At 66.0% G+C, this 25,526-nt stretch carries 23 protein-coding genes, 1 tRNA gene and 1 pseudogene; 10 read left to right on the forward strand and 15 right to left on the reverse strand.

Annotated elements, in window-relative coordinates:
- Positions 1 to 337 precede the first annotated feature (337 nt).
- Positions 338 to 1,168, forward strand: coding sequence for an alpha/beta fold hydrolase (locus AC6EI8_RS05745; protein ID WP_498381477.1), 831 nt, complete (start codon positions 338 to 340; stop codon positions 1,166 to 1,168).
- 128 nt (positions 1,169 to 1,296) lie between these two features.
- On the opposite strand, the gene AC6EI8_RS05750 is transcribed toward AC6EI8_RS05745, so the two are convergent.
- Complete coding sequence (locus AC6EI8_RS05750; protein ID WP_498381478.1) at positions 1,297 to 2,235, reverse strand: LysR family transcriptional regulator; 939 nt, start codon at positions 2,233 to 2,235, stop codon at positions 1,297 to 1,299.
- 80 nt (positions 2,236 to 2,315) lie between these two features.
- Here AC6EI8_RS05750 and AC6EI8_RS05755 point away from each other — a divergent pair, with 80 nt between their 5' ends.
- Positions 2,316 to 3,065, forward strand: coding sequence for an SDR family NAD(P)-dependent oxidoreductase (locus AC6EI8_RS05755; RefSeq protein ID WP_498381479.1), 750 nt, complete (start codon positions 2,316 to 2,318; stop codon positions 3,063 to 3,065).
- Between the two features lie 152 nt (positions 3,066 to 3,217).
- On the opposite strand, the gene AC6EI8_RS05760 is transcribed toward AC6EI8_RS05755, so the two are convergent.
- From AC6EI8_RS05760 to AC6EI8_RS05785, 6 genes are all read right to left on the reverse strand, one after another.
- Positions 3,218 to 4,150 (reverse strand): MBL fold metallo-hydrolase, encoded by a 933-nt coding sequence (locus tag AC6EI8_RS05760; RefSeq protein ID WP_498381480.1) that lies wholly within the window; start codon positions 4,148 to 4,150, stop codon positions 3,218 to 3,220.
- Between the two features lie 623 nt (positions 4,151 to 4,773).
- Positions 4,774 to 5,640 carry an NmrA family NAD(P)-binding protein gene (locus AC6EI8_RS05765; protein ID WP_226106719.1) on the reverse strand — a complete coding sequence of 289 codons (867 nt, stop codon included), beginning with the start codon at positions 5,638 to 5,640 and terminating at the stop codon, positions 4,774 to 4,776.
- A gap of 129 nt (positions 5,641 to 5,769) precedes the next feature.
- Complete coding sequence (locus AC6EI8_RS05770) at positions 5,770 to 7,092, reverse strand: MFS transporter (protein ID WP_498381481.1); 1,323 nt, start codon at positions 7,090 to 7,092, stop codon at positions 5,770 to 5,772.
- Between the two features lie 181 nt (positions 7,093 to 7,273).
- Complete coding sequence (locus tag AC6EI8_RS05775; RefSeq protein ID WP_498381482.1) at positions 7,274 to 7,477, reverse strand: DUF2783 domain-containing protein; 204 nt, start codon at positions 7,475 to 7,477, stop codon at positions 7,274 to 7,276.
- A 37-nt stretch (positions 7,478 to 7,514) separates the two neighbouring features.
- Complete coding sequence (locus AC6EI8_RS05780; protein ID WP_498381483.1) at positions 7,515 to 9,260, reverse strand: FAD-dependent oxidoreductase; 1,746 nt, start codon at positions 9,258 to 9,260, stop codon at positions 7,515 to 7,517.
- Positions 9,261 to 9,399: 139 nt separating this feature from the next.
- Positions 9,400 to 10,359, reverse strand: coding sequence for an MBL fold metallo-hydrolase (locus tag AC6EI8_RS05785; RefSeq protein ID WP_149316407.1), 960 nt, complete (start codon positions 10,357 to 10,359; stop codon positions 9,400 to 9,402).
- A 270-nt stretch (positions 10,360 to 10,629) separates the two neighbouring features.
- Here AC6EI8_RS05785 and AC6EI8_RS05790 point away from each other — a divergent pair, with 270 nt between their 5' ends.
- From AC6EI8_RS05790 to AC6EI8_RS05800, 3 genes are all read left to right on the forward strand, one after another.
- Positions 10,630 to 11,403 (forward strand): IclR family transcriptional regulator, encoded by a 774-nt coding sequence (locus AC6EI8_RS05790; protein ID WP_498381484.1) that lies wholly within the window; start codon positions 10,630 to 10,632, stop codon positions 11,401 to 11,403.
- A 3-nt stretch (positions 11,404 to 11,406) separates the two neighbouring features.
- Positions 11,407 to 12,231: an IclR family transcriptional regulator gene (locus tag AC6EI8_RS05795; protein ID WP_498381485.1), complete on the forward strand. Its 825-nt coding sequence runs from the start codon at positions 11,407 to 11,409 to the stop codon at positions 12,229 to 12,231.
- Positions 12,232 to 12,322: 91 nt separating this feature from the next.
- A complete protein-coding gene (locus AC6EI8_RS05800) occupies positions 12,323 to 12,823 on the forward strand; it encodes a cupin domain-containing protein (RefSeq protein ID WP_149316404.1) in 501 nt (166 codons plus the stop codon).
- 62 nt (positions 12,824 to 12,885) lie between these two features.
- Here AC6EI8_RS05800 and AC6EI8_RS05805 read toward each other — a convergent pair whose 3' ends face one another.
- The 3 genes from AC6EI8_RS05805 to AC6EI8_RS05815 all read right to left on the reverse strand — a co-directional run bounded on the left by AC6EI8_RS05805 (position 12,886) and on the right by AC6EI8_RS05815 (position 16,274).
- Positions 12,886 to 14,277, reverse strand: coding sequence for a tripartite tricarboxylate transporter permease (locus AC6EI8_RS05805; protein WP_498381486.1), 1,392 nt, complete (start codon positions 14,275 to 14,277; stop codon positions 12,886 to 12,888).
- 23 nt (positions 14,278 to 14,300) lie between these two features.
- Positions 14,301 to 14,819, reverse strand: coding sequence for a hypothetical protein (locus AC6EI8_RS05810; RefSeq protein WP_150082877.1), 519 nt, complete (start codon positions 14,817 to 14,819; stop codon positions 14,301 to 14,303).
- Positions 14,820 to 14,915: 96 nt separating this feature from the next.
- Entirely contained in the window at positions 14,916 to 16,274 is a 1,359-nt protein-coding gene (locus AC6EI8_RS05815) for a hydroxymethylglutaryl-CoA reductase, degradative (protein WP_498381487.1), read from the reverse strand.
- Positions 16,275 to 16,395: 121 nt separating this feature from the next.
- Between AC6EI8_RS05815 and AC6EI8_RS05820 the strand changes: the two genes are divergently transcribed.
- Entirely contained in the window at positions 16,396 to 17,817 is a 1,422-nt protein-coding gene (locus tag AC6EI8_RS05820; protein ID WP_498381488.1) for an aminotransferase-like domain-containing protein, read from the forward strand.
- Between the two features lie 219 nt (positions 17,818 to 18,036).
- Here the strand turns inward: AC6EI8_RS05820 and AC6EI8_RS05825 are convergent.
- A tRNA-Val gene (locus AC6EI8_RS05825) sits at positions 18,037 to 18,113 on the reverse strand.
- 196 nt (positions 18,114 to 18,309) lie between these two features.
- Here AC6EI8_RS05825 and xth point away from each other — a divergent pair.
- From xth to AC6EI8_RS05840, 3 genes and pseudogenes are all read left to right on the forward strand, one after another.
- A pseudogene (gene xth, locus AC6EI8_RS05830) lies at positions 18,310 to 19,113 on the forward strand (exodeoxyribonuclease III); the annotation flags it as partial.
- 398 nt (positions 19,114 to 19,511) lie between these two features.
- On the forward strand, positions 19,512 to 20,531 hold the full coding sequence (locus AC6EI8_RS05835) for a MerR family transcriptional regulator (RefSeq protein WP_498381489.1): 1,020 nt from the start codon (positions 19,512 to 19,514) through the stop codon (positions 20,529 to 20,531).
- Between the two features lie 106 nt (positions 20,532 to 20,637).
- Positions 20,638 to 21,528 carry a class I SAM-dependent methyltransferase gene (locus tag AC6EI8_RS05840; protein WP_498381490.1) on the forward strand — a complete coding sequence of 297 codons (891 nt, stop codon included), beginning with the start codon at positions 20,638 to 20,640 and terminating at the stop codon, positions 21,526 to 21,528.
- Positions 21,529 to 21,676: 148 nt separating this feature from the next.
- On the opposite strand, the gene AC6EI8_RS05845 is transcribed toward AC6EI8_RS05840, so the two are convergent.
- Positions 21,677 to 22,450, reverse strand: coding sequence for an aldolase (locus AC6EI8_RS05845; RefSeq protein WP_149316396.1), 774 nt, complete (start codon positions 22,448 to 22,450; stop codon positions 21,677 to 21,679).
- Between the two features lie 85 nt (positions 22,451 to 22,535).
- Positions 22,536 to 23,513, reverse strand: coding sequence for a Bug family tripartite tricarboxylate transporter substrate binding protein (locus AC6EI8_RS05850; RefSeq protein WP_223819548.1), 978 nt, complete (start codon positions 23,511 to 23,513; stop codon positions 22,536 to 22,538).
- A 135-nt stretch (positions 23,514 to 23,648) separates the two neighbouring features.
- Here AC6EI8_RS05850 and AC6EI8_RS05855 point away from each other — a divergent pair, with 135 nt between their 5' ends.
- Complete coding sequence (locus AC6EI8_RS05855; protein ID WP_149316544.1) at positions 23,649 to 24,200, forward strand: helix-turn-helix domain-containing protein; 552 nt, start codon at positions 23,649 to 23,651, stop codon at positions 24,198 to 24,200.
- A gap of 130 nt (positions 24,201 to 24,330) precedes the next feature.
- Here the strand turns inward: AC6EI8_RS05855 and AC6EI8_RS05860 are convergent, their stop codons facing one another.
- A complete protein-coding gene (locus tag AC6EI8_RS05860; RefSeq protein WP_498381491.1) occupies positions 24,331 to 25,185 on the reverse strand; it encodes a D-amino acid aminotransferase in 855 nt (284 codons plus the stop codon).
- The coding region (locus tag AC6EI8_RS05865) for a hypothetical protein (protein WP_498381492.1) at positions 25,182 to 25,526 on the reverse strand (345 nt) is incomplete at its 5' end. The genes AC6EI8_RS05860 and AC6EI8_RS05865, both read right to left, overlap by 4 nt.

Here is a 25,526-nt window from a genome sequence, read left to right on the forward strand (position 1 = left end):
CAAGTACCAATACATCGATCCATTGCGATGGCGGTGGGTGCGATGCCCATCCGTTTTCCTGATTCACTCACTTCGCCAATCGTTCGTCCAGTGAAAGACGGGGGACCTTCGCTCGGAGCTTTATCCGTTCATTTTGTTCGCACGATCTGACAAGAGTCTTGATGCCATGAAACCTGCATCTACATCGCCGTCCGTCTCTGAGGGAATCACCCGCCGCCAACTGCTCTCGCTCGGAACGAGTGCCGCGGTAGCTGCGTCCTTGCCCTTCACGGCCACGGCTGCTTCGACGACGTCCACCGCGCAGAAGACCGCGGCAACCTCACAGGGGAATTTCGCCATGAGCTATGTCACTACCAAGGACGGTGTCCAGATCTTCTTCAAGGACTGGGGTCCTGCCGATGCGACGCCGATCGTCTTCTCTCATGGATGGCCGCTGAGCTCCGACGATTGGGACGCCCAGATGATGTTCTTCCTTGCCAAGGGCTATCGCGTCATTGCCCATGATCGGCGCGGCCATGGCCGCTCGTCGCAGGTTTGGCAAGGACACGATATGGACCACTACGCCGACGACCTGGCAGCGGTGGTAAGCCATCTTGATCTCAAGGGCGCCATCCACGTGGGTCACTCCACTGGCGGTGGCGAAGTCGTGCGCTACCTGGCGCGGCACGGCGAGAAGCGGGCCTCGAAGGCTTGCCTGATTGCCGCGGTTCCGCCGCTGATGGTCAAGACGTCATCCCATCCGGGCGGCCTGCCGAAGGAGGTGTTTGACGGCCTGCAATTGCAGACGGCCACCAATCGGGCACAGTTTTTCCGGGATCTTCCCGCGGGGCCGTTCTATGGTTTCAACCGGCCGGGCGCAAAGCCTCAGGAAGGCCTTATCCAGAACTGGTGGCGACAAGCCATGATGGGCAGCGCGAAGGCGCATTACGACGGCATCGTGGCGTTCTCGCAGACCGACTTTGCCGAGGATCTGAAGAAGATCAATTTACCCGTGCTGGTGATGCACGGCGATGACGATCAGATTGTGCCCTACTCGGAATCGGGCCCCTTGTCGGCCAAGCTCTTGAAGAAAGGCATCCTGAAGACGTACAAAGGCTTCCCGCACGGAATGCCGACGACGCAGGCGGAGGTCATCAACGCTGATCTCCTGGAGTTCCTCAAGGCCTGATCGGCGGAAGCCGCAGACAACTGCCGGGTCCGCTTCGAAGCGGACCGGCAGTCGTTGCCCCCTGGCCGATGCCGGAGCGCGATCGAGGGCATCGGTACATTGCCACCCCCATCAGCACTCGCATCGGCTCACGCTCGCATCGCGTGCGCGCCTTTGGTCTGGCCGGCAAGCTCCGCCGCGACAAAGTCCACCAGTACGCTTGCGCGCGCCGGCATCCGTCGACCGAATCCGTGCAGCACCTGCAGCGGTACCGCGCGTAGCGCCAACGCTGGCACTACACGCTGCAGCCGGCCGGCATCGAGGTCAGCCTGCACGGCGACGTGCAGCAGCTGCGCGATACCCAGGCCGCTGAGCGCTGCCGTGCGCATCGCAGCGCCATTGTCGGCATCGAAGGACCCCTTCGTCTGCAGCCGCGTGCCGTCGGCAAGCGTGACCGGCATGACTTGTCCTGCCAACCGATAACGCACATGGCGATGGTGCAGCAGGTCCGCCGCCGTGCGAGGCTCCCCGCAACGTTCCAGGTACGCAGGCGAGGCCACGAGCACCACAGGAAGGGTTGTCAGGTGCCGTGCATGCAGGCCGCTGTCAGGTGCGTGACCGGCGCGGAAGGCCAGGTCGAACCCCTCGCGGATCAGATCGGCGTGCTGGTCGCTGAAGCTGACGTCCAGGGACAGGCGCGGATGGCGCGGCATCAATTTCGACGCGATCGCGGCCAGCAATGTGGCGCCCAGATCGGCCGGCATGCTGATGCGAAGATGACCTGCCGCCGCCATCTCCGACGGCGCAATCAACCCCTCGCTTGCTTCCTCGAGTCCTCGCACCAGCGGCGCGACGCGTCGGTAGAAGACGGTCCCTTCGTCGGTCAGTGCGAAGGCGCGGGTAGATCGGTGAAAGAGCTTCACGCCCAATCGGGCTTCAAGTCGCGACACGCTCTTCGAAATGGCCGAGGGCGTAGTGCCGAGGAGCCTGGCGGCCCTGGTGAACGAACCCGTTTCTACCGCACGGACAAAGGCTGAAAGGCCATGGAGGCGTTCTATCGACATGGAAGACAATTTGGCACAAGTCATGCGCCCAATGCAGGGCTGCTCGCCTTGCGACGGATCCTCTAGATTTTCAATCTCATCAAACAGGAATGTCGAGGTACACGATGGGCAAGCTTGAAGGAAAGGTCGCGGTGATTACGGGCGGCAACAGCGGTATCGGATTGGCGATGGCAAGGCGGTTCGTCGACGAGGGGGCCCAGGTGCTCATCGTCGGCCGGCGCGCGGACGCCGTTGATGCGACGGTAGCCGAACTGGGGCCGCGCGCGAGTGGCCTGACAGGCGATATCGCCGATCTGTCCACGCATGATCGCGTGTCGGCAGAGGTCGTCAAGCGGTTTGGCGGGGCCGACATCTACGTGGCCAACGCGGGCATGAACCAGATCAGGCCGTCCGCCCAGGTTGACATCGACGAATACGACGCCCAGTTCGCCACCAACACGCGAGCTGTGTTCTTCGGCGTGCAGAAGATCGTGCCGGTGTTGCGCGACGGTGGCTCCGTTCTCCTTGTCAGTTCGATTGCCAGTGCCAAGGTGCTCGATGGACACGCCGTCTATGCAGGTTCCAAGGCGGCAATTGAGGCGTTTGCGCAGGGCTGGGCGCTCGAGTTCAAGGCGCGCGGCATTCGGGTGAACGTCATCAGCCCAGGTCCCGTCGATACGCCGATTCTGTCCAAGCTGGGCGTTGCCGACGGTGACCGGCCAGCTTTCGAGGCAGCCGTGGCAGGTGCCATTCCGCTTGGTCGCCTTGGGCGTGCCGAGGAGATTGCATCGGCGGCACTGATGCTGACCAGTGAGGAAGGCAGCTTCATCACCGGCGTGAACCTGCGCGTCGATGGTGGGATCGCGCTGATCTGATATTGCTGACGGCAAACCGCCTCGCTGTTGGGGCCGGCTGGCAGCGCTGCCGTGATTGGAAAGAAAGGCGCCGCGGGTCTTTTGAACCCTCGGCGCTTTTCTCGCGATCATCGTCGCAATCGACTCGATGGCGGTTTGTCGTCGAGTATCGATCAGTAATCCCACTGCACCGGAACGAAGCGGAAATTCCCGCCGTTCTTTGCCACATGACCGATGGACGGGAAGGCGACATGCGCCGCGGCCAGTAGAGCGCCAGTCTCGGCGGCTTCGTTAAGCAGCGCGATACGCACGTCCACAGCGACTTCCGGTTCGTGCTCGAAGCCATTCTGCCAAGCGGGATTGTCGAAGCCGACTTCGAAGATGGCATCGCCCACGAAGGTCAGCTTCTCGCCCTTCGATGCAACATCCACGACGCAGTGCCCCGGGGTGTGTCCACCCGTTACACGCGCCGACACGCCCGCTGCGACTTCGACGGTCTGATCGAACAGCACGAGGTTCTTGCTGTAGAGCTCGACGAACTTGGCGGCCGCCTTGCGCAAGGCGGGAGGAACCGTTTCCGGCATGACCGTCTGGCTGAAGTCCGGATTCTTCCAGAATTCGACTTCCGCGGCCGCTACGTGAATGCGTACGTCCGGCCGCAGGCGGGCCTTGACGCCATCCACGTTCAGGCCACCGACATGATCCATGTGCATATGGGTGATGACGATATCGGTGATGGCAGCCAGATCAATACCGGCCGATTCCAGCCGCATCACCGACCGACCGGCGCGCGAGAAGTATTCGAATCCGTCACCGAGGCCCGAATCGATCAGGATCAGGCGTTCGCCGCTACGCACGAGCGCGATATTCAGCGCCCAGTCGAACATGTCACGTTGCAGGAAGCGGCTATCGAACCATTCGTTGCGGTCCGATTGGCTCACGTTGGTCGACATGGTACTGGTCGGAAGCGGCAGAATGCCATCGCTGATCAGCACGACGTCGACGTCACCGATGCGCACGGTGTAGCGGGAGGGAACGAGTTCGCCGGAACCTGCGTTGCCAAGGTTGACGGTCACCGGCTGCACATTGCGGATTGTTTCGCTCATTTTCTGGAGTCCTGTCAATTGAGTGGGTAAGCCGCACGATGCGGCAGGCGAGGTCCGTTTCGCTGCGCGGACATCTTCCTCGACCGTCGCACGGGTTGTGCAACGATCGTTGCCACCGAGTGTAGGCAGGAGGGGCGATTGGCAGTAGAGTCGCGGCGGCCTTCAGTATGTTGACCGAACGGCAACAATCTCCGACGGGCGACAACACGCGCGATCCGTCTTCTTGCTGGAGGATAGGGACGAAAAATCGAAGCGCTTGGTGGGGCTGTCGCTCAGACCAGGCGCACGGCGCATGGCGTGCGATGTTATGATCGAAGCTGGATTCGACGACGGCTTGAACAGGAAATAAAACTGCAGAAGCAGCGTTCCGGGGCCGTGCTTCTCACAATCAATAGCGTCAGGCCATGGCCTGGAAGTACTCAAATGATGGATTGGTTCCCTATCGTCTTTATCGCGTTCAAGGTCCTCGTGTTGGGCACGGGCATGTTCTTCGCCATCAAGTGGCATTACGATAAAGGCAGGAAGAAATGATCAAACCAGCGGACGCTCGCTGCTGATGGGCCGATTTGCGGGAAGTGCCCGGCTGAATTGAGAGTCGGCGAGATGCGAGCGAGAACGTGGCCCTACGCATCGCCCTCGGCCACCAGTCTTTCGATGTATTCCTCCAGCCCCGTCCCACCCCTCATCGGTTCCTCGGACAAATCGAACCGACTGTCCACACTGACGGCGGTCATCCGCGCATAGGAATCGGCAGCGGCATCCGAGAACCCCAGCCCCACAAACGTCTCCTTCCACTTCTCCCGCGGCACGACTTCGACCTGAACGGGCCGCCGAAGTGCCTGCGAGAAGGCCATCGCAACCTCTTCGGATGAATACCGCCGTGGCCCTTCCACATGGCGGACGCCAACATCGTCGAGCGGGGACATCAGCCTGGCTGCTGCCGCTTCCCCCAAATCGCGTGGCGCCACCATGGGGATTGGTAGATCGGCAGGAAACATCGTCGGCAGCTTGCCCGTGCTGCGTACCGTATCGAGCAGCCAATCCCAATTGCTCATGTAGTAAGCGGCGCGATTGATCGCCGCAGGAATCGGTTGGCGGCGCAGTCCTTCTTCGAGCTCCCACAGGACGCTCAAATCGCCGATGCGCTCGCCGGGCTGGGCGCCGCCTGTGGATTCGGCGACGACCTTCTCCAGGCCCGAGCCCTGAAGCGCGGCAAGGATGTTGGCCACCGTGTGCCGCTCGATCGCATCGGTGTCCTTGCTGGTATCGGCGGGCGGATTGAGCAGGAACGCTCGGCGTCCCCGCTGAAACGCGGCCCGCAGTGACGCCACGTCTTCCACGTCCGCCTCGACGACCGCGGCGCCCTTGTCGCGCCATTTCGCGGCGCGGGCGGCCGAACGGGTCACGATGGTGACCGCCTGGCCGCGGGCGAGCAGCGCATCCGCTGTCGCCGATCCAACATGTCCGGTACCGCCCATGATGACGTACATGTGCTTGCCTCCCGCGTCCCCTGAGCCGTTGTCGGGAATGGACGCATAAGTCATTGCTCATGTCGAAACCATATCAAAGACCGAAGCGGCGTTGGCAATTCCCCCTTGAAATGGCCGAACTGGCGACGATTACTGCCCCGCATCCCTCGGCACCGCTGTCCACATGACGATCCCGGCCGCCACCAGCAATCCCGCCAACAGATACAGCGCGTTATCCATGCTGCCGGTCTGAACCTTGACCTGCCCGATCACCCACGGGCTGACGATCCCGCTGGTAATGCCGACACTGCTGATGAACGCGAGTCCGGTTGCAGCGGTATGCCCGGGCAAATAGCTGCGTGGCAGCGACCAGAAGATCGGCAGCGCCGCAAAGATCAGCACCGCCGCCACAGACAGGATCGCCAGCATCGCGCCGAAATGCGGCAGTCGCAGGGTCAGCAGTGCGAGCGCCAGGGCACCGCCGCAGCAGCACAGCAGGAAATGCTTGTGCCGCTCGCCGGTGCGGTCCGAATGCCGCGCGATCAGGATAAGACCGACGGCGCCCACGGCATTCGGAATGACGCTATACAAGCTGATCGACACGACATCGGTAATGCCGAAATCGCGAATCATCAGCGGCATCCAGAAATTCAGCGTCAGCGAGCCGCAGGTCAGCGCGAAATAGATAAACGCGAACACATACAGCCTGGGGTTGCGCAGCGCCTCGCGCAGGGCGCCGAGCGTATGGGCCGCGTGGCTGCCTTGCTCGCCTTCCAGTTGCCGTGCCAGCAGCGCCTTCTCGCGAGCGGTCAGCCATTTGGCGTCGGCGGGGCTGTCAACCAGATACCAGGCGGCGATCAAGCCGAGCAGCACGGCGGGCGCGCCTTCGATGGCGAACATCCATTGCCAGCCGAACAGCCCCATCACGCCGGCCATATCGCGCATGATCCAGCCGGAGACCAAGCCGCCCAATACGCCGGCAATCGCGACACCCGCGAAGAAGATGGCCATCACGGCCGCGCGCCGATGCGCGGGGAACCAGTAGGTCATGTACAGCACGATGCCGGGGAAAAAGCCGGCCTCGAATACGCCGAGCAGGAAACGCAGCGTGTAGAACTGCGCCGGCGTGGAGACGAAGGCCATTCCCACCGAGACGGCGCCCCACAGCAGCATGATCCGCGTGAAAGTCCGCCGAGCGCCGAAGCGGGCGAGCAGCATATTGCTTGGCACTTCGCACAGTACATAGCCGACATAGAACACCGCGGCGCCGAGTCCGTACATTGCATCGCTGAAGCCGAGGTCCTGCTTCATCTGCAATTGCGCGAAGCCGATATTGATGCGGTCAAGGAAGGAAATGACGTAGCAGACGAACAGGAAGGGGACGATGCGCAGCCAGATCTTCTGGTGCAGGGCGTCTTCTTCGTGTGCGAGGGCGAGCGGGGGCGTCGCGGTGCCCGCGTGGAGTTGGGACATGCTTTGTCTCCGTAAAGCAGGAAGGAGGAAAAAGAGGGGCGGATCGCGCCGCCCTTAACGGGCCGGTGTCTTGCGCACCGTGGGCCCGGAGTGGATTCCGTCGTGTATCAACCGTTGGCGCGAGCGCGCCCTGTCGTTCGTCGAATATGTTGTCGCGTATCTCGTCGCGTATCTCGTCGAATCAGGCCGCGGCCGTTTCGGCCTCGCGCGCCAGTTGCAGCGCCGACAGCAGCGTCTCGTGGTCGCCGATATGGTTGGCCAGCAGCAGGATCAGGCGGGCGTTGGCCGCCTGGCTTTGCGCATCGTCCAGATCGCGGTGCATGTCGATCAAGGCTTCGTAGAAGTCGTCGGGACGGGCGAGGTTGGCGGCGGTGATAAGGGGCATGGTGTCTCCGAGGGATGTCGTTGCCGCTTGCTGGGGATCATGCCGCGAGCGCTTCGGCGCAGGCCCGTGTTCCTCGCGCCGCCGGCGCAGTTTCCGCCAGACGCTTGCCTTGAGCGCGAGCCATTGCCTCCATCACCCGTTCCGCATCCACCGCACGCCAGCGTGCGCAGACATGCTGGTCCGGACGTATCAGATACGCGGTACCCGGCACCGCGTCGTAGCGTTGCGCCACGATGCCGTCGCGATCCCTGACCACAGCAATGTCCGATGTCCGGGCAGCGCGATGACCGTCCGGCGCGACGAACAGCATCCGTGGTGCACCGGCTTGACGGCGGAGCGCGGCGATCTGCCTGGCGGCCTCCGCATCGAGATCGTCGGGATGGCCGTAGACCAGCAAGCTGAATCCGCCATGCAGCTGCGACAGCAGCCAATCCTCGGCGCCATCGGCCTCGACCGGAGCATCGGCACACGGCGCCCCAGGAATCATGGCGCCAGCGAAGGCATCGGTGTCGACCGTATTCAACGGGGACGAGGCCAGCACGCTCGGCACCGACAGGCGCCCGCTATTGACCAGCGTCCGCGCAAACGGATGCTTCGCCGCCAGCGTCAGCACCGCATCGCGAAACACACGGCTTACCTGGCTCTTCGGCGTGATGAAGTCCGTGGAGCGAGTCGAATTGCGGATGTTCTCGTCCGCCGCGTATTCGCGCTCGCTGGCATAGGTGTCGAGCAGCGCGTCCGGTGCCTCGCCGCGCAGCACGTGGGCCAGTTTCCAGGCCAGATTGTCCGCATCCTGTACGCCGCTATTGGCGCCGCGCGCGCCGAAGGGCGACACGCCATGCGCCGAGTCGCCGGCGAACAGCACGTTGCCATGCCGGAAGCTGTCCATGCGCAGGCACGAGAACGTGTACACGCTGACCCATTCGAGCTCGAATTTCGCATCCGGGCCGAGCAGGGCCTGCACGCGAGGAATGACGCGATCCGGCGATTTCTCCAGCACCGGGTCCGCGTCCCAGCCCAGCTGGAAATCGATACGCCAGACGTTGTCGGGCTGCCGATGCAGCAGCACCGATTGATTCGGATGGAAGGGCGGATCGAACCAGAACCAGCGCTCGCTTGGAAAGCCGGCTTCCATCCGGATATCCGCGATCAGGAAGCGGTCCTTGAAGGTGCGGCCCTTGCTGTCCAGGCCCAGCAGATTGCGCATCGGGCTGCGCGAGCCGTCGGCGGCAACGACATAACGAGCCCGCACCGGATATGTGCCATCGGGCGTTTCCACGGTCAGCGTGACGGTGGCATCCGCGCCGCCCTCATCGCGGCGCTCGATGCCGACCACCTTGTTCTTCCAGCGGATCTGCAGATTCGGCAGTTCGAGCGCGCGCTCGAGCAGGAAGCCTTCGACGTAATACTGCTGCAGGTTGATGAAGGCCGGCCGGCGATGTCCGCTTTCGGGAAGAAGATCGAACGCATAGACCATCTGGTCGCGCAGGAACACCTTGCCGAGATTCCAGCGCACGCCCTTGTCCACCATGCGATCGCCGCAGCCAAGTCGATCGAAGATCTCCAGCGTGCGCTTGGCAAAGCAGATCGCGCGCGAGCCGGTCGACAGTGTGCAATCGTCGTCCAGCAGTACGACCTCGATGCCTTGCTGGGCCAGGTCGATCGCGGTGGCCAGGCCTACCGGGCCGGCACCGACGACCACGACCGGATGCATCGCGTTGGTAGCCGATTGCTCCGCGCACGGCCGGTATTCAAAGGTCAATCGTTGATAGTCGACCGCCATCTTGTTGTCTCCTTCCACCATCCTGGATGCCGATACCGATACCGATACCGATACCGATACCGATACCGATACCGATACCGATACCGATACCGATACCGATACCGATACCGATACCGATACCGATGCCGATACCGCCGCGTCAGTCCTGCAGCGCGGCCCACATTTCCTTGTCGCGCTCGGCGGTCCAGATGCGCGGATGCGTGATGCCGGACGCCTCGTCATAGGCGCGCGTCACGTCGAAGGGCAGGCAGTGCTCGTAGATGAAGACGTGGCCAAACTTCGGGTCCATGCTCTTGCGGGTATGCGCCATCGCGGCCTTCAGATCCATCTTCCGAGCGACCGCTTCCTGGCCGGCGCGGTACAGCGTGCTGACGAAGTCCTTGGTGTAGGCGATGCCCTCGCGGACCTGCTGCGGCGTGGTCAAGGCCGGACCGCGCCCCGGGACGAGCTTCTCGGCGCCCAGCGCCTGCAGCGCGTCCAGCGTCGCCGGCCATTGGGCCAGCTGCGCGTCGCCGCAATAGCAAGCTGCCTCGTACTCGACCAGATCGCCGGAGAACAGCACCTTCTGCGACGGCAGCCAGACCACGGTGTCTCCCTTGGTGTGGCCCGAGCCGAGATGCGCGATGCGGACTTCCAGCTTGCCGAGGAACAGCGTGATTTCCTTGTCGAACACCAGCGTCGGCCAGGTCAGGCCCGGCACGGTCTCGACGCCGGCGAACAGGCGCGGGAACCGCTCGATCTCCGACTTCATGTCGGCCTCGCCACGCTCGACGATCATTTCGTAGGTGCCGCGGCTGGCGATGATCTGCTGCGCGCCCTCGGCGAAATACGCCGAGGCGCCCAGTACGCGGACCGCGTGGTAGTGCGACAGCACGACGTACTTGATCGGCTTGTCGGTGACCGTGCGGATCCTGGCGATCAGGTCCTGCGCCATCGCCGGCGTCGCGGTGGTGTCCACGATCAGCACGCCGTCGTCGCCGATGATCACGCCCGAGTTCGGGTCGCCTTCGGCCGTGTAGGCGTAGGCGTTCTCGGACAGCTGGGTGAAGGTGACCTTTTTGGCTTCCAGGTCGGCTTGCGATGCGAATGCTTTGGCCATGCTTGCCTCGTCGTGGGTGACGGGGCGCGGCAGCGGGCGGCATTGCGCAGCGGCAATGCACAGGTACTGTCTCGCCCCTTCGTTATTGGATTGGCCGCGCGCGAGAGGGCATGCGGCGTTGTCGGGGTAGACGGATGGTAGGAGGTCTCCGTGCGTTAGTCAATGGATAAGTTATTGGCTAAAACATAAAGAACGAACAACAGACCGGCGGGTGGCAAGCGCGGCGCCCATGCGGCGTTGGATTAATATCCAGCCTTTCGGAGGGCAACCATGAGCGAGGCAGGGCAGGCGGGACAGGAGAAGACGCAGCGCGGCGTGCAGAGCGTCGACGTGGCGGGCCGCTTCCTGCAGGCGCTGGCAGAGGCGGGCGCACCGCTATCTGCGGTCGAACTCGCCACGGGCGTGGGCATCGCCCCGGCTCAGGCCCATCCCTACCTCGTATCGCTGACGCGGCAGGGCTGGATCAAGCGCGACCATCTCGATGATCGCTTCGAACCCGGGCCGCTGGCGCTGCAACTGGCGCGGATGTGGCTGGAGCTGGATCCCGGCCTGCACGCCGCGGTGCCGCTGGTTGCCGCGCTGACCGCGCAAACGGGCTGCAGCGTGGCGGTCAGCGTGCCGGGCCCGCAGGGTCCTACCATCGTGCGCTACGAGCGCGGCAACGCGCCGCTGCACGTCAACCTGCATGTCGGCACCGTGATGTCGCTGGCCACTACTGCTACCGGCCGCATGTATTGCGCCTGCATGCCCGAGGCGCAATGGGTGCCGCTGTTCGACGCCCTGCCGGCGCGTCCCAAAAGCGCGGCGTTCCTTGCCGAACTGGACGAGGTGCGCAGCCGCGGCATCGCCCGCAGCATCGATATCCCGAGTCCCGGCGTCAGCAGCCTGTGCGTGCCGGTACGCGACGCCGCCGGCGCCCTCCGGCTGCTTCTTACCGCAATCGGCCCGACCGCAACCATCGACACGACCTGGCGAGGCGATCTTGCGCGCGCCCTGCAGGCAACCGCAGGGCAGATCGCCGATTCACTGCGCGTAGAGGGCTGAGCCATGACGAATGCCACTGGAACGACCGACGAGGCCACGGGCAAGCCGCAACGCGGCATTCAGGCGCTCGACGCCAGCGCGCAGCTGATCGGTGCGCTGCTGCGCGCTGGCGGTCCGCTCGCGCTGAGCGAACTGGCGCGCGGCGCGGGCATGGTGCCCGCCAAGGCCTTTCCGCACCTGGTCAGCCTGTTGCGAGCCGGCGTGCTCGAGCGCGATGCCGATGGCCGCTTTCTGCCGGGACCGCTGGCCCTGCAATTGGGACTGATCGCGTTGCAGCGCCTGTCGCCGGTGCGCGAGGCCGAGCCGGAAGTGCGCGGCCTTGCCGTGGATACCGGCCTCAGTGTCGCAATGGCCGTGCTCGGGCCGCTCGGACCGACGGTCGTGCGGCTCGAGGAATCGACGCGGCCGCAGCACGTCAGCCTGCGCGTCGGCACGGTGCTGTCGCTGGTGAATACCGCAATCGGCCGCGTGTTTGCCGCGCATCTGCCGGAAGACGTGCTCGGCGGAATGCTCCACCAGGAAGCGGTGCGGATGGCGGGCGCGTCGACGAAGGACAACGGGACCGGCAAGACCTCTTATGCCGCGAGGCTGGCCCGCATTCGCGCGCAAGGCGTCGACGATGCGCTGGACAAACCGGTGCCCGGCATCCATACGTTGGCGGTGCCGGTGTTCGACCACACCGGTACCGTGGTGCTGGTGCTCGCGGCGATGGGGACGGCGGGGAGTTTCGATAGCGGGCACGACGGCAACGTCGCGCGCCAATTGGCCGGCGCAGCGCAACGCTTGTCGTGGCGATTTGGGCGGACGCAATCCGACGCACGGGGGTGAGATGACTGCCCAGCCTTGATTTCCATTGTTCGAACATGGTGTCAGGCCAACACTAGACTGTCAGGACAACAATCTTCAAGGAGACGACTCCATGTCACGCCCCATCCTGAACATCGCCGACGCCCAATACCTCGACTTCGCCGACTTGTCGCGCCAATACGGCTCCGAACTCCCCGCCGACCGCTACGGCGGCCGCATGGCGCCGATCGGGCGCATGCTCGGCGCGCAAAAGCTCGGCTACAACCTGACGGTGATCGAGCCCGGCAAGCGCGTGTTTCCTTTCCACAGCCACCGCGCCAACGAGGAGATGTTCTTTATCGTCGAAGGCAGCGGCGAAGTGCGCATCGGCGAGTCGCGCCATCCCGTTCGCGCCGGCGACGTGATCGCCTGTCCGGCGGGCGGTCCGGAAACCGCGCATCAGATCATCAATACCGGTACGCAGGAACTGAAAGTGCTGGCCGTCAGCACGATGACCGCGCCGGAGCTTTGCCACTATCCCGACTCGGGCAAGTTCGGCGTGCTCGATCACGGCAATGGGTTTGCCTATATCGGCCGCGCGGAGGGGAGCCTGGACTATTGGGAAGGCGAGTGAAGCACGGTTCGCCAGCTGCGACGCTGGCGAACCGCAGGGGCAGGAAGCGGTAGGCGGTGCGCTTATCCCGCCAGCTTGATCAGCGCCGGCACCGTCAGCACCGCCGTGTAATACCCCATGAACTGCACGCCGGTGTTGAAGCCCAGCACGCGCGACAGCAGGCCGCCGATCGAGCCGAGCGTGACGATCACCAGCAGGCCCAGCAGCTGACCTTCCCACACGCTGATCACCAGGATCAGCCCGACAAAGGTGGCGACGATGGCCTCGTGCGAAATGCGGCGCGATACGAACAGCGCGGCGCGGCGCGCGTAATTCATCGCAAACGGATACGACACGATCGCCGCCAGCAGCACCGCCAGCAGGCCGTAGCCGAGGAATTCCCAGTGGCTCAGCAGGTTGTGCAGGTTGTGGGTCTGGCCGTTGCCGGCATCGACGGTGAAGACCGGCGGGGCATTGAACAGCGGCGCGGCCGGACCGGCGGCCACCGGGCTCAGCGGCAGGCCGAAGGCGATCAGCGGAATCAGCGCCTCGGCGATATAGGTCGCCTCGGTGACACCGTTGCGGGCGCTGAGCACCGTGGTCAGCCGGTGATAGGCGTGCTTGATGCGCGAGCCGACGAGTTCGCCCAGCACCACGGTCATCGCGACCGGGCTGAACACGAAGGTTGCGCTCGAGATCGCCGCGGTCGCCACGGTCCAGCGGGTCTGCGTGCCGTCCATTACCTTCAACGGATTGGGGAAATAGCCGCTCCATCCCTTCACGTCAGGTGCCAGCGTAAACGTGCGGGCTTCCTTGCGCTGCATGCGCGGACGGTCGACCGGCGACAGCGTCGAAAACAGGTCCGCGATCAGCGGGCCGATCGCGATGCCGAGGAAATAGCTGATGCTCATCTTGACGCCGAATTTCGCGGTCAGGGTCTGCAGCGCGACGATCACCACCACGAAGGGCACCAGCGTCGCCACCGAGGCCCAGCGGCCCGGCGACGCGTAGGCGATCACCAGCGCGGCGGCCACGAAGATCCACGGGGCCGCCTTGGTGATCGTGGCGCCGAACGGGGCCAGCAGCACGGCGAACAGCACGGCCAGCGGCACCGCGCAGAACGCGGCGACGATGGCGCCGGAAATCATCTTGCGCAGCGCGATATGCGGCACGCCGAGATTGCGCAGATGATTGGCGTCCTGCATCAGCGGCGTGGCCATGGTATCGCCGGGAATGCCGAGCAACGCGGTCGGCACCGCGTGCGTCATGTGCTTGGCGACCGCGCCGGCCAGGAAGAAGGTGAACACGCCGGCGGGCGGCACGCCGAGCAGCACGACCAGCAACGTCAGCGGCGCGAGCGTGGTGGTCTCGTCGGTGCCCGACACCAGGCCGATCGCCGCGAAGACGATGGCGCCGGCCAGGCCCATGCCCAGCGCGACAAGGATCTGCGTCAGCAGAGGGGCGGATTCGATCATGATGCGCTCCAGGCGGTGGCGGGTCAGGCGGCGTTGGGGCGAGCAGGAGCGGCGGCCGCGTCCGCATCCGGTATCGCGACGTCGGCGTGGCCGGCGGCCATCGCACCGCGTTCGCGCGCGGCAAACAGCTCGTAGAGCTGGAGTTCGCGCAGTTCCTGCACCGTGGCGGCGGGGAGGTCGGCCATGGTTCCGAGTCCACCGGATTCCTCGGCAAGACGGTCGAGCGCCTGCTCGCGTGCGGCGGCCGCGGTTGCGCTGCTCGCATCGGTTCCGCTGTCCTCGGTGACCACGCGCTTGGGTTTGAAGAGGCAGGCGCAGATGAAGCCGGCCAGCACGCAGCCGGCCAGCCCGGCGAGCATCGCATAGGCGCGCGCGAGCTCCGGTGTGCGGACCAGTTCGGTCAGGATGCGGCTGGCGATCGCAAAGGCCGCGAGGCTCAGCGCGCCGCCGATGACGATGGCGCAGGCGAGATGGCGCGGATTGGCGGTATCGCCCCAGACTTCGACCAGCGGGCTGCCGGCGGCCTTGGGTTGTGGTTGCATGGTTGTCTCCTGTGTGGCGCCTCGCTTGTCGGCGGGCGCTTTTTCTTGGTGTGGCGAGCGGGGGGCGGGCAGTCCTCCCCCGGCGGGTAATTGCCGCTATCCCTGCCGCAGCTGCGCCAGCAGTTCGATTGCACGGTCGGTGCGCACGTCCTTTTCCTCGGCCATCCGGCGCGCCACCTGTTCGACCTCCTGGCCGACGGCGCCGGCGACCAGCGCGATATTGCGGGCGTGCAGCGCCATATGGCCGCGCTGGATGCCTTCGGTGGCGAGCGCGCGCAGGGCGCCGAGATTCTGCGCCAGTCCGACTGCGGCGGCGATTTCGCCGAGTTCCTGCGCGCTTTGCACGCCCAGGATCTTCAGCGCGAGCCGCGCCAGCGGATGGGTCTTGGTGGCGCCGCCCACCAGCCCCACCGGCATCGGCAATTCGATGGTGCCGACCAGCGCGCCGGTGGCGTCCTTCTCCCAATGCGTCAGCGACGTGTAGCGGCCCGCGCGGCAGGCATAGGCATGCGCGCCGGCCTCGACCGCGCGCCAGTCGTTGCCGGTCGCGACGATGACCGGATCGATGCCGTTCATGATGCCCTTGTTGTGTGTCGCCGCGCGGTACGGGTCGATTGCCGCGAAGGTGTAGGCGTCGAGCACGCCTTCGATGATGGCCTCGCCGCTGCGCTCGCCGGTGGCCAGCGCTTCGGGCGTCAGCCGCACGCGTGCGCGCGCAAGGCGCAGGTCGGCGAGGTTCGACAGGATGCGCAGCCGGACCGGCGCGCCGGTGATGCGCTCGACCACCGGCGATACCGCCTCGGCCATCGTATTGACGGTATTGGCGCCCATCGCGTCGCGCACGTCGACGATCAGGTGCATCACCACCATGGCGCCGCGCGGCGTGTCGGGAAACACATGGACCTCGATGTCGCGGCAGCCGCCACCGAGTCCGATCAGCACCTTGTCCCGCGCGTTCGCAACGGCGAGGATCTCGTCGCGATGGCGCAGCAGCGCCTGCCGCGCGCCATAGGGATCGGCGACGCCAACCACCTGCACCTGCGCCCGCATCAGCGGGCCGGAGCTCGAGGTCTCGAAGCCGCCGCAGCCGCGCGCGAGCTTGGCCATGTAGGAGGCCGCGGCAACGACGGACGGTTCCTCGACCGCCATCGGCACCAGCACGTCCTTGCCATTGATCTGGAAGTAGCCGGCCACGCCGAAGGGCAGTTCGAAGGTGCCGATCACGTTTTCGATCATGCCGTCGGCACGTGCCGCGCCCAGCGCGCCGGGCTCGGCCAGCAGTGCGTGCTCGTCGTCGTCCAGGCCGACCGCGTCCGCGATGGCGGCCAGGCGCTGGGCCGGCGTCATCTCGCGAAAGCGCGGCAGGCGGGAATCGACGGGTTTGCGTCGGGAGTCGGCCGCGGCGGTGGCATCGGAGGCAGCGGCGGCATCGGACGAGGGGAGGGAGGCAAGCATCGAGGTCTCCGTTCTATGGTTCTCTGGTATGGAATGGAGACAGTCTAGGGTGACTGTACCAGTCAATAGGGGTACAGTTTGCGGGGACAGTGACCAGCCGCCCGGTATTTGCGCCCTATCGATGACCTCCACCGCTCCCGGCACCGCCCGCAAATCCCCATCGCTCGCCACCACGCTGGCCGACTCGATCGCCCGCCAGATCGCCGAAGGCGCCTATCGCACCGGCGATCGCCTGCCCTCGTTGCGCGAACTGGCGCAACTGCATGGCTACAGCAAGAACACGATCGTGGCCGCCTTCGAACTGCTGGTCGCGCGCGGGCTGGTCGAGCCGCGGCGTGGCTCGGGCTTCTTCGTTCGGGAGGTGGCGGTCCGGCCCGCGCCCGAGGAGGATGCCGGCACACTGGGCCGCGCGATGGACATCGTCTGGCTGATGCGCGAGCAATTGAAGAGCCGGCCCGACGTGCTGGCGGTCGGGGACGGCTTCCCGCCGGTGTCATGGCTGGCGGAGGCGCGGCTGGACCGCTATCACCACAAGGTCGTGCGCACCGGCCTGGGCGCGCTGTTCCGCTACGGCAACCGTTTCGGCTTCGGCCCGCTGCGCGACCATCTGGTCCGCAAGCTCGGCGATGTCGGCATCGGCGCGCAGGCCAGGCAGATCGTGCTGACGCACGGCGCCAACGAGGCGCTGGACCTGGTGATCCGCTACTTCGTGCCGGCCGGCGGCACGGTGCTGGTCGACGATCCCGGCTATTACCCGCTGTTCGGCAAGCTAAAGCTTGCCGGCGCCCGCATCGTCGGCGTGCCGCGGCTCGCGGATGGCCCGGACATCGACGCGCTGGAGCAGATCCTGACCCGCGAGCGGCCGCGGCTGTTCTTCACCCAATCGGTCGGCCACAACCCCACCGGCTCGGATCTTTCCGCGGCCAGGGCCTATCGCGTACTGCAACTGGCCGAGCGCTTCAATTTGCTGGTGGTCGAGAACGATGCGCTGGCGGACTTCAAGCCGACCACGCTGCCGCGGCTGTCCGCATTGGACCAGTTGCAGCGCACGATCTATATCGGCAGCTTTTCCAAGTCCTTCTCGGCGGCGCTGCGGGTCGGCTATATCGCGTGCAACGACGCGCTGGCCAGCGATCTGGCCGACCTGAAGGCGCTGATCCATGTCAGCAGCTCGGAGTACTGCGAGCGCACGGTCGACGTGATCCTCAGCGAAGGCCATTACCAGCGCTATCTCGCCAAACTGCGGGCGCGGCTGGCCGCCGCCACCGAGCAGGCATTGGCGCTGTTCGATCGGCTGGACGCGGACGTATGGGTGCGTCCGCCGCAGAGCCTGTACTTGTGGGCCGCGTTTCCGGACGCGCCGGACTCGCTGGCGCTGGCCGAGGCCTTGCTCGCGCAGAAGGTGATGATCGCGCCCGGCCGCGTGTTCCGTGTCGATCCGGAGGCCCGGTCGCCTTGGGCGCGGTTCAATGTGGGCGCGGTGCTGGATCCGCGCTTCGAGGCGGCCGTCAGGCGGGTGTTGGGGCGGCGCGGGCGGGGTTAGCCCGTCGGTCACATCGCGAGCGCCAATGCTGCGGCCGGGCCAATGCGGACTTGCGGCGGCGTGGCGCCATGACGTCATGCGGCCGGCGTGATGGCGCCCGATACGGAACGGCCAAGGAAACGACTGAGTGGAAAACCGGGATGCAGAACGCGATCGCGGTGGGCAAGGTCGTCGCCGGCACCGGATGGCGATGCCTCCGGTGCCGTCGTCGATTTGCGTTGGTAGGCTCGATTGGACTCGAACCAACGACCCCCACCATGTCAAGGTGGTGCTCTAACCAGCTGAGCTACGAGCCTGTGGAAGGCGCGGATTATAGAGAAGCTTTTGCGTGCGCACAAGCCTGCCGCGAAAAAAATGCGGCACGGATTTGCGGGCTGTGGGACACCGCCCGATTGCCGGGCCCGCGTGGCTCTCCTAAAAAGGGAACAACGGCAAGCCAACAAGCCTGTCCAGCCATCCGCGCATCCGCCCATCCGCCCATTCACACGTGCCATGCTGAAGATCGCCACCTTCAATATCAACGGCATCCGCGCCCGCCTGCCCGCATTGCTGGAATGGCTGGAGCGCGAGGCGCCCGACGTCGTCTGCCTGCAGGAATTGAAGACCGTCGATTCCGGCTTTCCGATCGATGCGATTCGTGCCGCCGGCTATGGCGCGATCTGGCATGGCGAGAAGTCGTGGAATGGCGTGGCGATCCTGTCGCGCGGAACCGAGCCGATCGAAAGCCGGCGTGGATTGCCCGGGGACGATGGCGACAAGCAGAGCCGCTACATCGAGGCGGCGGTGCATGGCGTGCTGGTGGGCTGCCTGTATCTGCCGAACGGCAATCCGCAGCCGGGCCCGAAGTTCGACTACAAGCTGGCCTGGTTCGAGCGCCTGCTGAAGTATGCGGCCACGCTCTACGACAGCGGCCATCCGGTCGTGCTGGCTGGCGACTACAACGTGGTGCCGACCGACGAGGACATCTACAACCCGCGTTCCTGGCTCAAGGACGCCTTGCTGCAGCCCGAAAGCCGCGCCTGCTATCGACGCCTGCTGGAGCAGGGATGGGTCGATGCCTTGCGCGAAAAATATCCCGACGAGCGGATCTATACCTTCTGGGATTATTTCCGCCAGCACTGGCAGACCAATTCGGGGCTGCGCATCGACCATCTGCTGCTGAACGCGACGCTGGCCCCGGCGTTGCGCGAGGCCGGCGTCGATCGCTGGGTCCGCGGCGCCCCGCAGGCGAGCGACCATGCGCCGGCGTGGATCACGCTGGAGTTCGGTGGTGGCGCGGGAAGGCGCAGGGCGTCGTCGAAGACGGCGGCGAAGGCGCCGGCGAAGAAGGCCGCCACGAGCGGGGCCGCGGCTGCGAAGGCGGTTATCGCGAAGGCGCCTGCGGCCGCCAAGCGGGGCGCCGCTGCGGAGAAGGCCACGGCTGCCAAGAAGGCCACCGGTACAAAGGACGCTACCGCCGCAAAGAAGGTCACTGCGGCCAGGAAATCCACCGATACAAAGAACGCTACCGCTGCAAAGAAGGTCACTACGGCCAGGAAAGCCACCCCGGCAAAGAAAGCCACCCCAGCAAAGAAAGCCACCGCCAAGAAGGCCACCGCCGCCAGGTGAAGCGCGACTGAGCGACAATGACGCCCGTCGCGGCCACAGGCGCCGCGCCAATGCCGTTTGTCGATTGAACTCCCCCTCGCTTCCCCATGCTCCTGAAAGTCGGCGCGCTCGCCAGGCAGACGGGCCTGACGGTCCGCGCCCTGCATCACTACGACCGCATCGGCCTGCTCAAGCCTTCCGGGCGTTCGGCCGCGGGCTATCGCCTCTACAACCGCGACGACGTGGCGCGGCTGCATGCGATCCAGGTCTTGCGCCAGTCCGGCCTGTCGCTGGCCGCGATCGGCGCGCTACTGGCGGGCGAGGGGCCGCCGCGGCATCGCATCGTCACGCAGCAGATCGAGGCGCTCGATCGCGAGATTGCCCGGGCGACCGAACTGCGTGGCCGTCTGGTGCTGCTGCAGACGGTGCTGGCCGCGGGCGGCGAGCCCGAGATCGAGCACTGGCTCGCGGCCCTGCGCCAGATGCGGGCGTATCGCGAGTACTTCAGCGAGGCGGAGCTCGAAACGATCTTCCGCGAGTGGATCGCCACCGAGGCGGAATGGCAGCCACTGCTGGACGAGATCCGCGAGGCGATGGCCGGGCAATGGCCCGCGGATGCGATCGGCACGCAGGCGCTGGCGGCTCGCTGGATGCATCTGGCCATGCGCTGGATGCAGGGCGACATGGCACGGGCCATCCGTTGGGGCGAAATGATCAAGCAGGCCGCGCAACAGGGCTTTGGCGGCATCGACGCGACGATGATCCGCTATATGGAGGCGGCCGTCGAACTGCGCATGGCGGCGTGGCGGCGGCACCTGTCGCCGGACGAACTGGCGCGGCTCGACAAACGGCTCGAACCCGAATGGCGGGCGCTGGCGCAGCGCGCCCGTGCGCTGATCGCGGCTGGCACCGATCCTTCCGCGGCGGCGAGCCGCACGCTGGTGCGCGATTGGGATGCCTTGGTCGACCGTATGGTGGGCCACGATGCAGGGCTGCGCGACAAGCTGCTGAAGGCCTATCGCGACGAGCCGCTGCTGCAGGTCGGGCACATGGTCGATCCCGGCGTGCGCGAGTTTGTCGAGGCGGTGCGCACGCACGCCGGTAAGGCGCCGTCGCGGCGGCGCTGACGATCGGGTCACGCCGTGACATGATGGGAACCGGCACGCGCGGGGGGTTGACCCTGACGTCCACGTCAGGGTCTATTCTGCCCCGCTTTCGCAGCAGGAGACCGCCATGTCCCACACCGACACCACCGCGCTGGCCCAGGGCCGGCCCAGCACGACAGCGCTGATGATGGCCATTGCGCGCGCCGTTCACCAGTTGCTCGACGATCCGCTCGTGCTGCCCGATCCCATTGCCTTGCCGATTCTTGGCCCCGAACTCGAACGCGCCGTGCGGGACGATCCCTATCGCCATAACGACCCGATGGCGCGCCCGATGCGCGCCGCGGTGGTGGCGCGCGCGATGGTGGCCGATGCCGAGCTGGCCGAGGCCGTTCGCGCCGGTGTGCGCCAATGCGTGGTGCTCGGCGCGGGCCTCGATACGCTGGCGTGGCGCGTGCCCGCGGCGGACGACGGCATGCGCGTATTCGAGGTCGACCATCCCGCCACGCAGGCGTGGAAGCGGGACCTGATGCGGCAGGCCGGGCTGAGCATGCCCGACGGTGTGACCGCCGTGCCGGCCGACCTTCAGCATGCATCGCTGCAGGGCGTGCTGGAGCGAGCGGGCTTTCGCCGCGACCGGCCCGCCTGCTTCGTATGGCTTGGCGTGACGCCGTATCTGACGGACTCCGCGATCGAAAGCACGTTGCGCCATGTCGCCAGCCTGCCGGCGGGCACGCGCATCGTGTTCGACTACCGCGTCGATGCCGGCGTGCTGCCGCCATTCGAGCGCGTGATGGCGGCGCATATGGCCGAGCAGGTGGCCGCGCTGGGCGAGCCCTGGCTGTCGGAGTTTGTGCCGGAACAACTGGTGCAACGGCTGACCGCCATGGGCTTTACCGAGGTGATGGATCTCGACGCGCCGGCGCTGAACGCGCGCTATTTCCCTCGCCGCAAGGACGGCCTGCAGACCGCCGGCGGGGGCCTGCGGGTGCTGTGCGCCAGCGTGGGGGAAGCGCGATAGCCTGGCGTCGTGGAGGCGCCAGGCGCGAGACGGCAGACGCCTGACGCCTGACTGACGGCTGACGCCTGACGCAGGACGCCCGACGCCGGACGCCGGACGCCGGACGCCGGATGCCAGACGCCAGACGCCAGACGCCAGACGCCACCACTCAGCCGCGTGCCGCCGCCAGCGTCCGGCGGGCGTAGTACTCGAACGTCAGCTGCGAGCGGCGCGGCGTCAGGATCCAGTCGTGCGCCTCCGTGGCCAGCGCCTCGGGCAGCGGCTTGATGGTGCCGGCCGCCATCGCGGCCAGTTGCATGCGGGCCGCGCGCTCGAACAGCAGCGCCATCACGCAGGCCTCCTCGACCGAGGTCGCCGCGATCAGCAGGCCGTGGTGGGCCAGCAGGATCGCGCGCTTGTCGCCCAGCGCCGCCGAAATGATTTCGCCTTCCTCGTTGCCGACCGGCACGCCCGGCCATTTCTCCAGGAACGCGCAATCGCCATACAGCACGCACGTATCCATATGCGACACCGTCAACGGGACTTCCAGCATCGACAGCGTGGCCGCGTGGAACGGATGCGTGTGGATGATGCAGTTGACGTCCGGCCGCGCGCGATAGATCCACGAGTGAAAGCGGTTGGCGGGATTGGCCATGCCGCCGCCCTCGAGCACACGCAGGTCTTCGTCGACCAGCAGCAGGTTTTCCGCGGTGATCTCGTCGAAGCCGAGTCCCAGCTGCTGCGTGTAGTAGCGGCCGGGTGCGTCCGCCCGAGCCGTGATCTGGCCGGCAAGGCCGGAATCGTGGCCGCCGTCGAACAGGATGCGGCAGGTCAGCGCCACCTTTTCGCGCAGCGATCGTTCCGGCACGGTCAGCCGGGTTTGCATCTCGCCCTGTGCGCGGGCGATCAGCTCGTCTTTCTTCAGGTCGAAGGTATCAGCCATGTTGGATGCTCCGTTGGGATGTCGAGGGGCCGGTTGCGGTCGTCCGGTTGCGGTCGCCCGGGGGGGCGTCCGATTGGGGTCGCCCTTACTCGGCCTTGATCTTTGCCGCTTCGACCACCGCCGCCCACTTCTTCTTTTCGGCGGCCATCGTCGCGGCGTATTCCTGTTGGGTGCCGGCCAGCGCCTCGCTGCCTTGCGCCGCGAGCCGGCTGCGCAAGCCCGGGCGCGCCAGCGTGGTCCGCAGCGTCGTGGCCAGTCTGTCGACGACTGCCGGCGGCGTGCCGGCCGGGACGTACAGCGCATTCCATGAACTGGTCTCGAACGATGGCAAGCCGGCTTCCTGGCTCGTGGGCACCGTGGGAGCGGCGCTGGAGCGCGTGCCGTTGGCGATCGCCAGCGCGCGCAGCTTGCCGGCCTTGACCTGCGGCATCACCACCGGCACGGCGTCGATCACCGCGGCGACATGGCCGCCGATGGCGGCATTGACGGCTTCCGCGCCGCTCTTGTACGGCACGTGATTGATCTTTGTCCCGCTCAGCAGCTTGAACAGTTCCATGCTCATGTGCGGCGCGCTGGCGCTGCCCGCCGATCCGTAGTCGAGCCGGTCCGGATGGCTGCGCGCATAGGCGAGGAATTCGTTGAGGTCGCGCGCGGGCACGCTGGCGGCCACCGCCAGCATGAAGGGCGACTTCGACACCATGCCCAGCGGCGTGAACTGGCTGTCCGGCGAGTAGGGCAGCTTGCCGGCTGGGTAGATCAGCGGATTGACGATCTGCGTGCCCACCGTGCCCATGAACACCGTATAGCCGTCGGGCGCCGCCTTGGCGGCCGCCTGCGCGGCGATCAGGCCGCCGGCCCCAGGCCGGTTCTCGATCAGCACGGTCTGGCCCAGCGCGCCGGACCATTCCTGCCCGACCAGGCGGGCGATGTTGTCGGTGATGCCGCCGGCGCCAAAGGGCACCACCAGCCGGATCGGCTTGGCGGGGAACGGCTCTGCGGATAAGGCATTGGCGGTCAGCAGGCAACAGCCGGCCACCGCCATCATCCATCGGGGCGCTTTCATCTGGAACTCTCCGTTGTGTGTCGTGTGATTGCCGGCATGACACAATGTGTCCTACGGAATGTGTTGTGTCAAGTAGGACATGTTGTACCCGGAGCGTCGATATAATGCCGCGGTCGCTTTCGCTACCGCCTCGTCATGGTCAATCTGGCGCATCGCCTCCGCACCCTCCGCCGCCAACGCGGCTTTTCGCTGGAAACGCTGGCCGAGCAGACCGGCTTGACGCGCAGCTATCTATCCAAGCTCGAGCGGGGGCTCAGTTCGCCATCGATCGCCACGATCCTGAAGATCGCCGATGCCTACGGCATGGGAACGGGGCAACTGCTGGGCGATGCCCGCGACAGCGCGCACGAAGTCGTGTGCATCTCGCGCGCCGGCGAGCGCGAGCCGCTGTCACCCTCGGAACGCGAGGGGACCTATCGTTACGAGGCGATTGCCGCGCAGCGCAAGGTCAAGGCGATGGAGCCCTTCATCATGTATCCGCCGCGGGAGTTTCCCGACGAAGCGCGCTCCGCGCACAGCGGCGAGGAGTTCCTGTTCGTGCTGAAGGGCCAGGTCGAGGTGATGCTCGGAGAGGAAACGATCGCGTTGTCGATCGGCGATTCGCTGTACTTCGATGCCGATCTGCCGCACCGCATTCGCACGGCAGGGCGGGCGCAGGCCGAGGTGCTGGTTACCACGGCGAAGTAACAGCCGGAGCAAGAACCGGAGCAAGAACCGCAGCCGCAATGGAAAAGCCGCCGGGGCGCATCGCCGCCGGCGGCTTTGGCACGGTGGGGTGGGAGCCGGCACGCCGCCAGCTCCCTCCGTCGAATCGGCTTCAGGCCGTCTTGGCCTCCTGATAGGCCCTGTACAGGCGCTGGAACACTGGTCCCGGCACGCCCTTGCCGATCGTTTGGCCGTCGATCGTCACCACCGGAAGGATCTCCTTGCTGGCCGACGACAGCAGGACTTCGTCGGCGGCGAACACCTCGTCGCGGGTGATCGGGCGGGAGACCAGCGGAATCTCGAAGCGGGCGCACAGCTCTTCGATCAGGCCATAGCGGATCCCTTCGAGGATCAGATTGTCCTTGGGCGGCGCCGCGACGACGCCATTCTTGACGACCCAGACGTTGGACGCCGAGGCCTCGGTCAGCATGCCGTCGCGGAACTGGATGGCCTCGGTCACGCCATGCTCGGCCGCATTCTGCGCGGCCAGCACATTGCCCAGCAGCGAGGTCGACTTGATCTGGCAGTGCAGCCAGCGCTTGTCCTCCATCGTGACGCAGGCCACCCCGCGCTCGGTCGCGGCGGCCGGCGGCAGCGACATCGGATTGGTCATGATGAAGACGGTCGGCGTGACTTCCTTCGGGAAGGCGTGCATGCGCTTGGCGACGCCGCGCGTGACCTGGATATAGATCATCTGGTCCGGCATCGGATTGGCCTGCATCACGCGCGCGATCAGCGCCGTCCATTGGCCCTCGTCATGCGGATTCGGAATACCGATCGCATCGAGGCTGCGCGCGAGCCGGGCCAGATGCTGTGCCGCGCGGAACGGCTTGCCGGCATAGACCGGGATCACCTCGTAGACGCCGTCGCCAAAAATAAAGCCGCGGTCGAGCACGGGGATGCGCGCCTCGGACAGCGGCGTCAATTCGCCGTTCAGATAAACGATGGCGTCGGAGCTGGAAGTCATGGTGTTGGATGCGTGGAGAACAGGATGAAGCATTGTTCCACAGCGGCTTGCGCGGGGTCATGCCGAATGCGCATAACGTTGCGCCGGGGGGCCTTCCGGACGAAAGCCGACGAACGCCGGACGAAAGCAAGCCCGGCCTTGCTTGTAGGACGAATCCTTGCCGTAATCAGCGGCCCGCCGACGCCGCTGACCGGTGTCCTGCGGAATACTCCGGGGAAAACGACTGACAGCGTGGCGCCGTGCTCACCTTCGTGTTGCTGACCCTCGCCGCGATCGGGCTGATCGCGATCGTGATCTACCTGTCGAAATGAGCGGCAGGCGGCTGGCCCATGCCGTGCGAC

This window comes from Cupriavidus sp. R6-3, assembly GCF_059772245.1.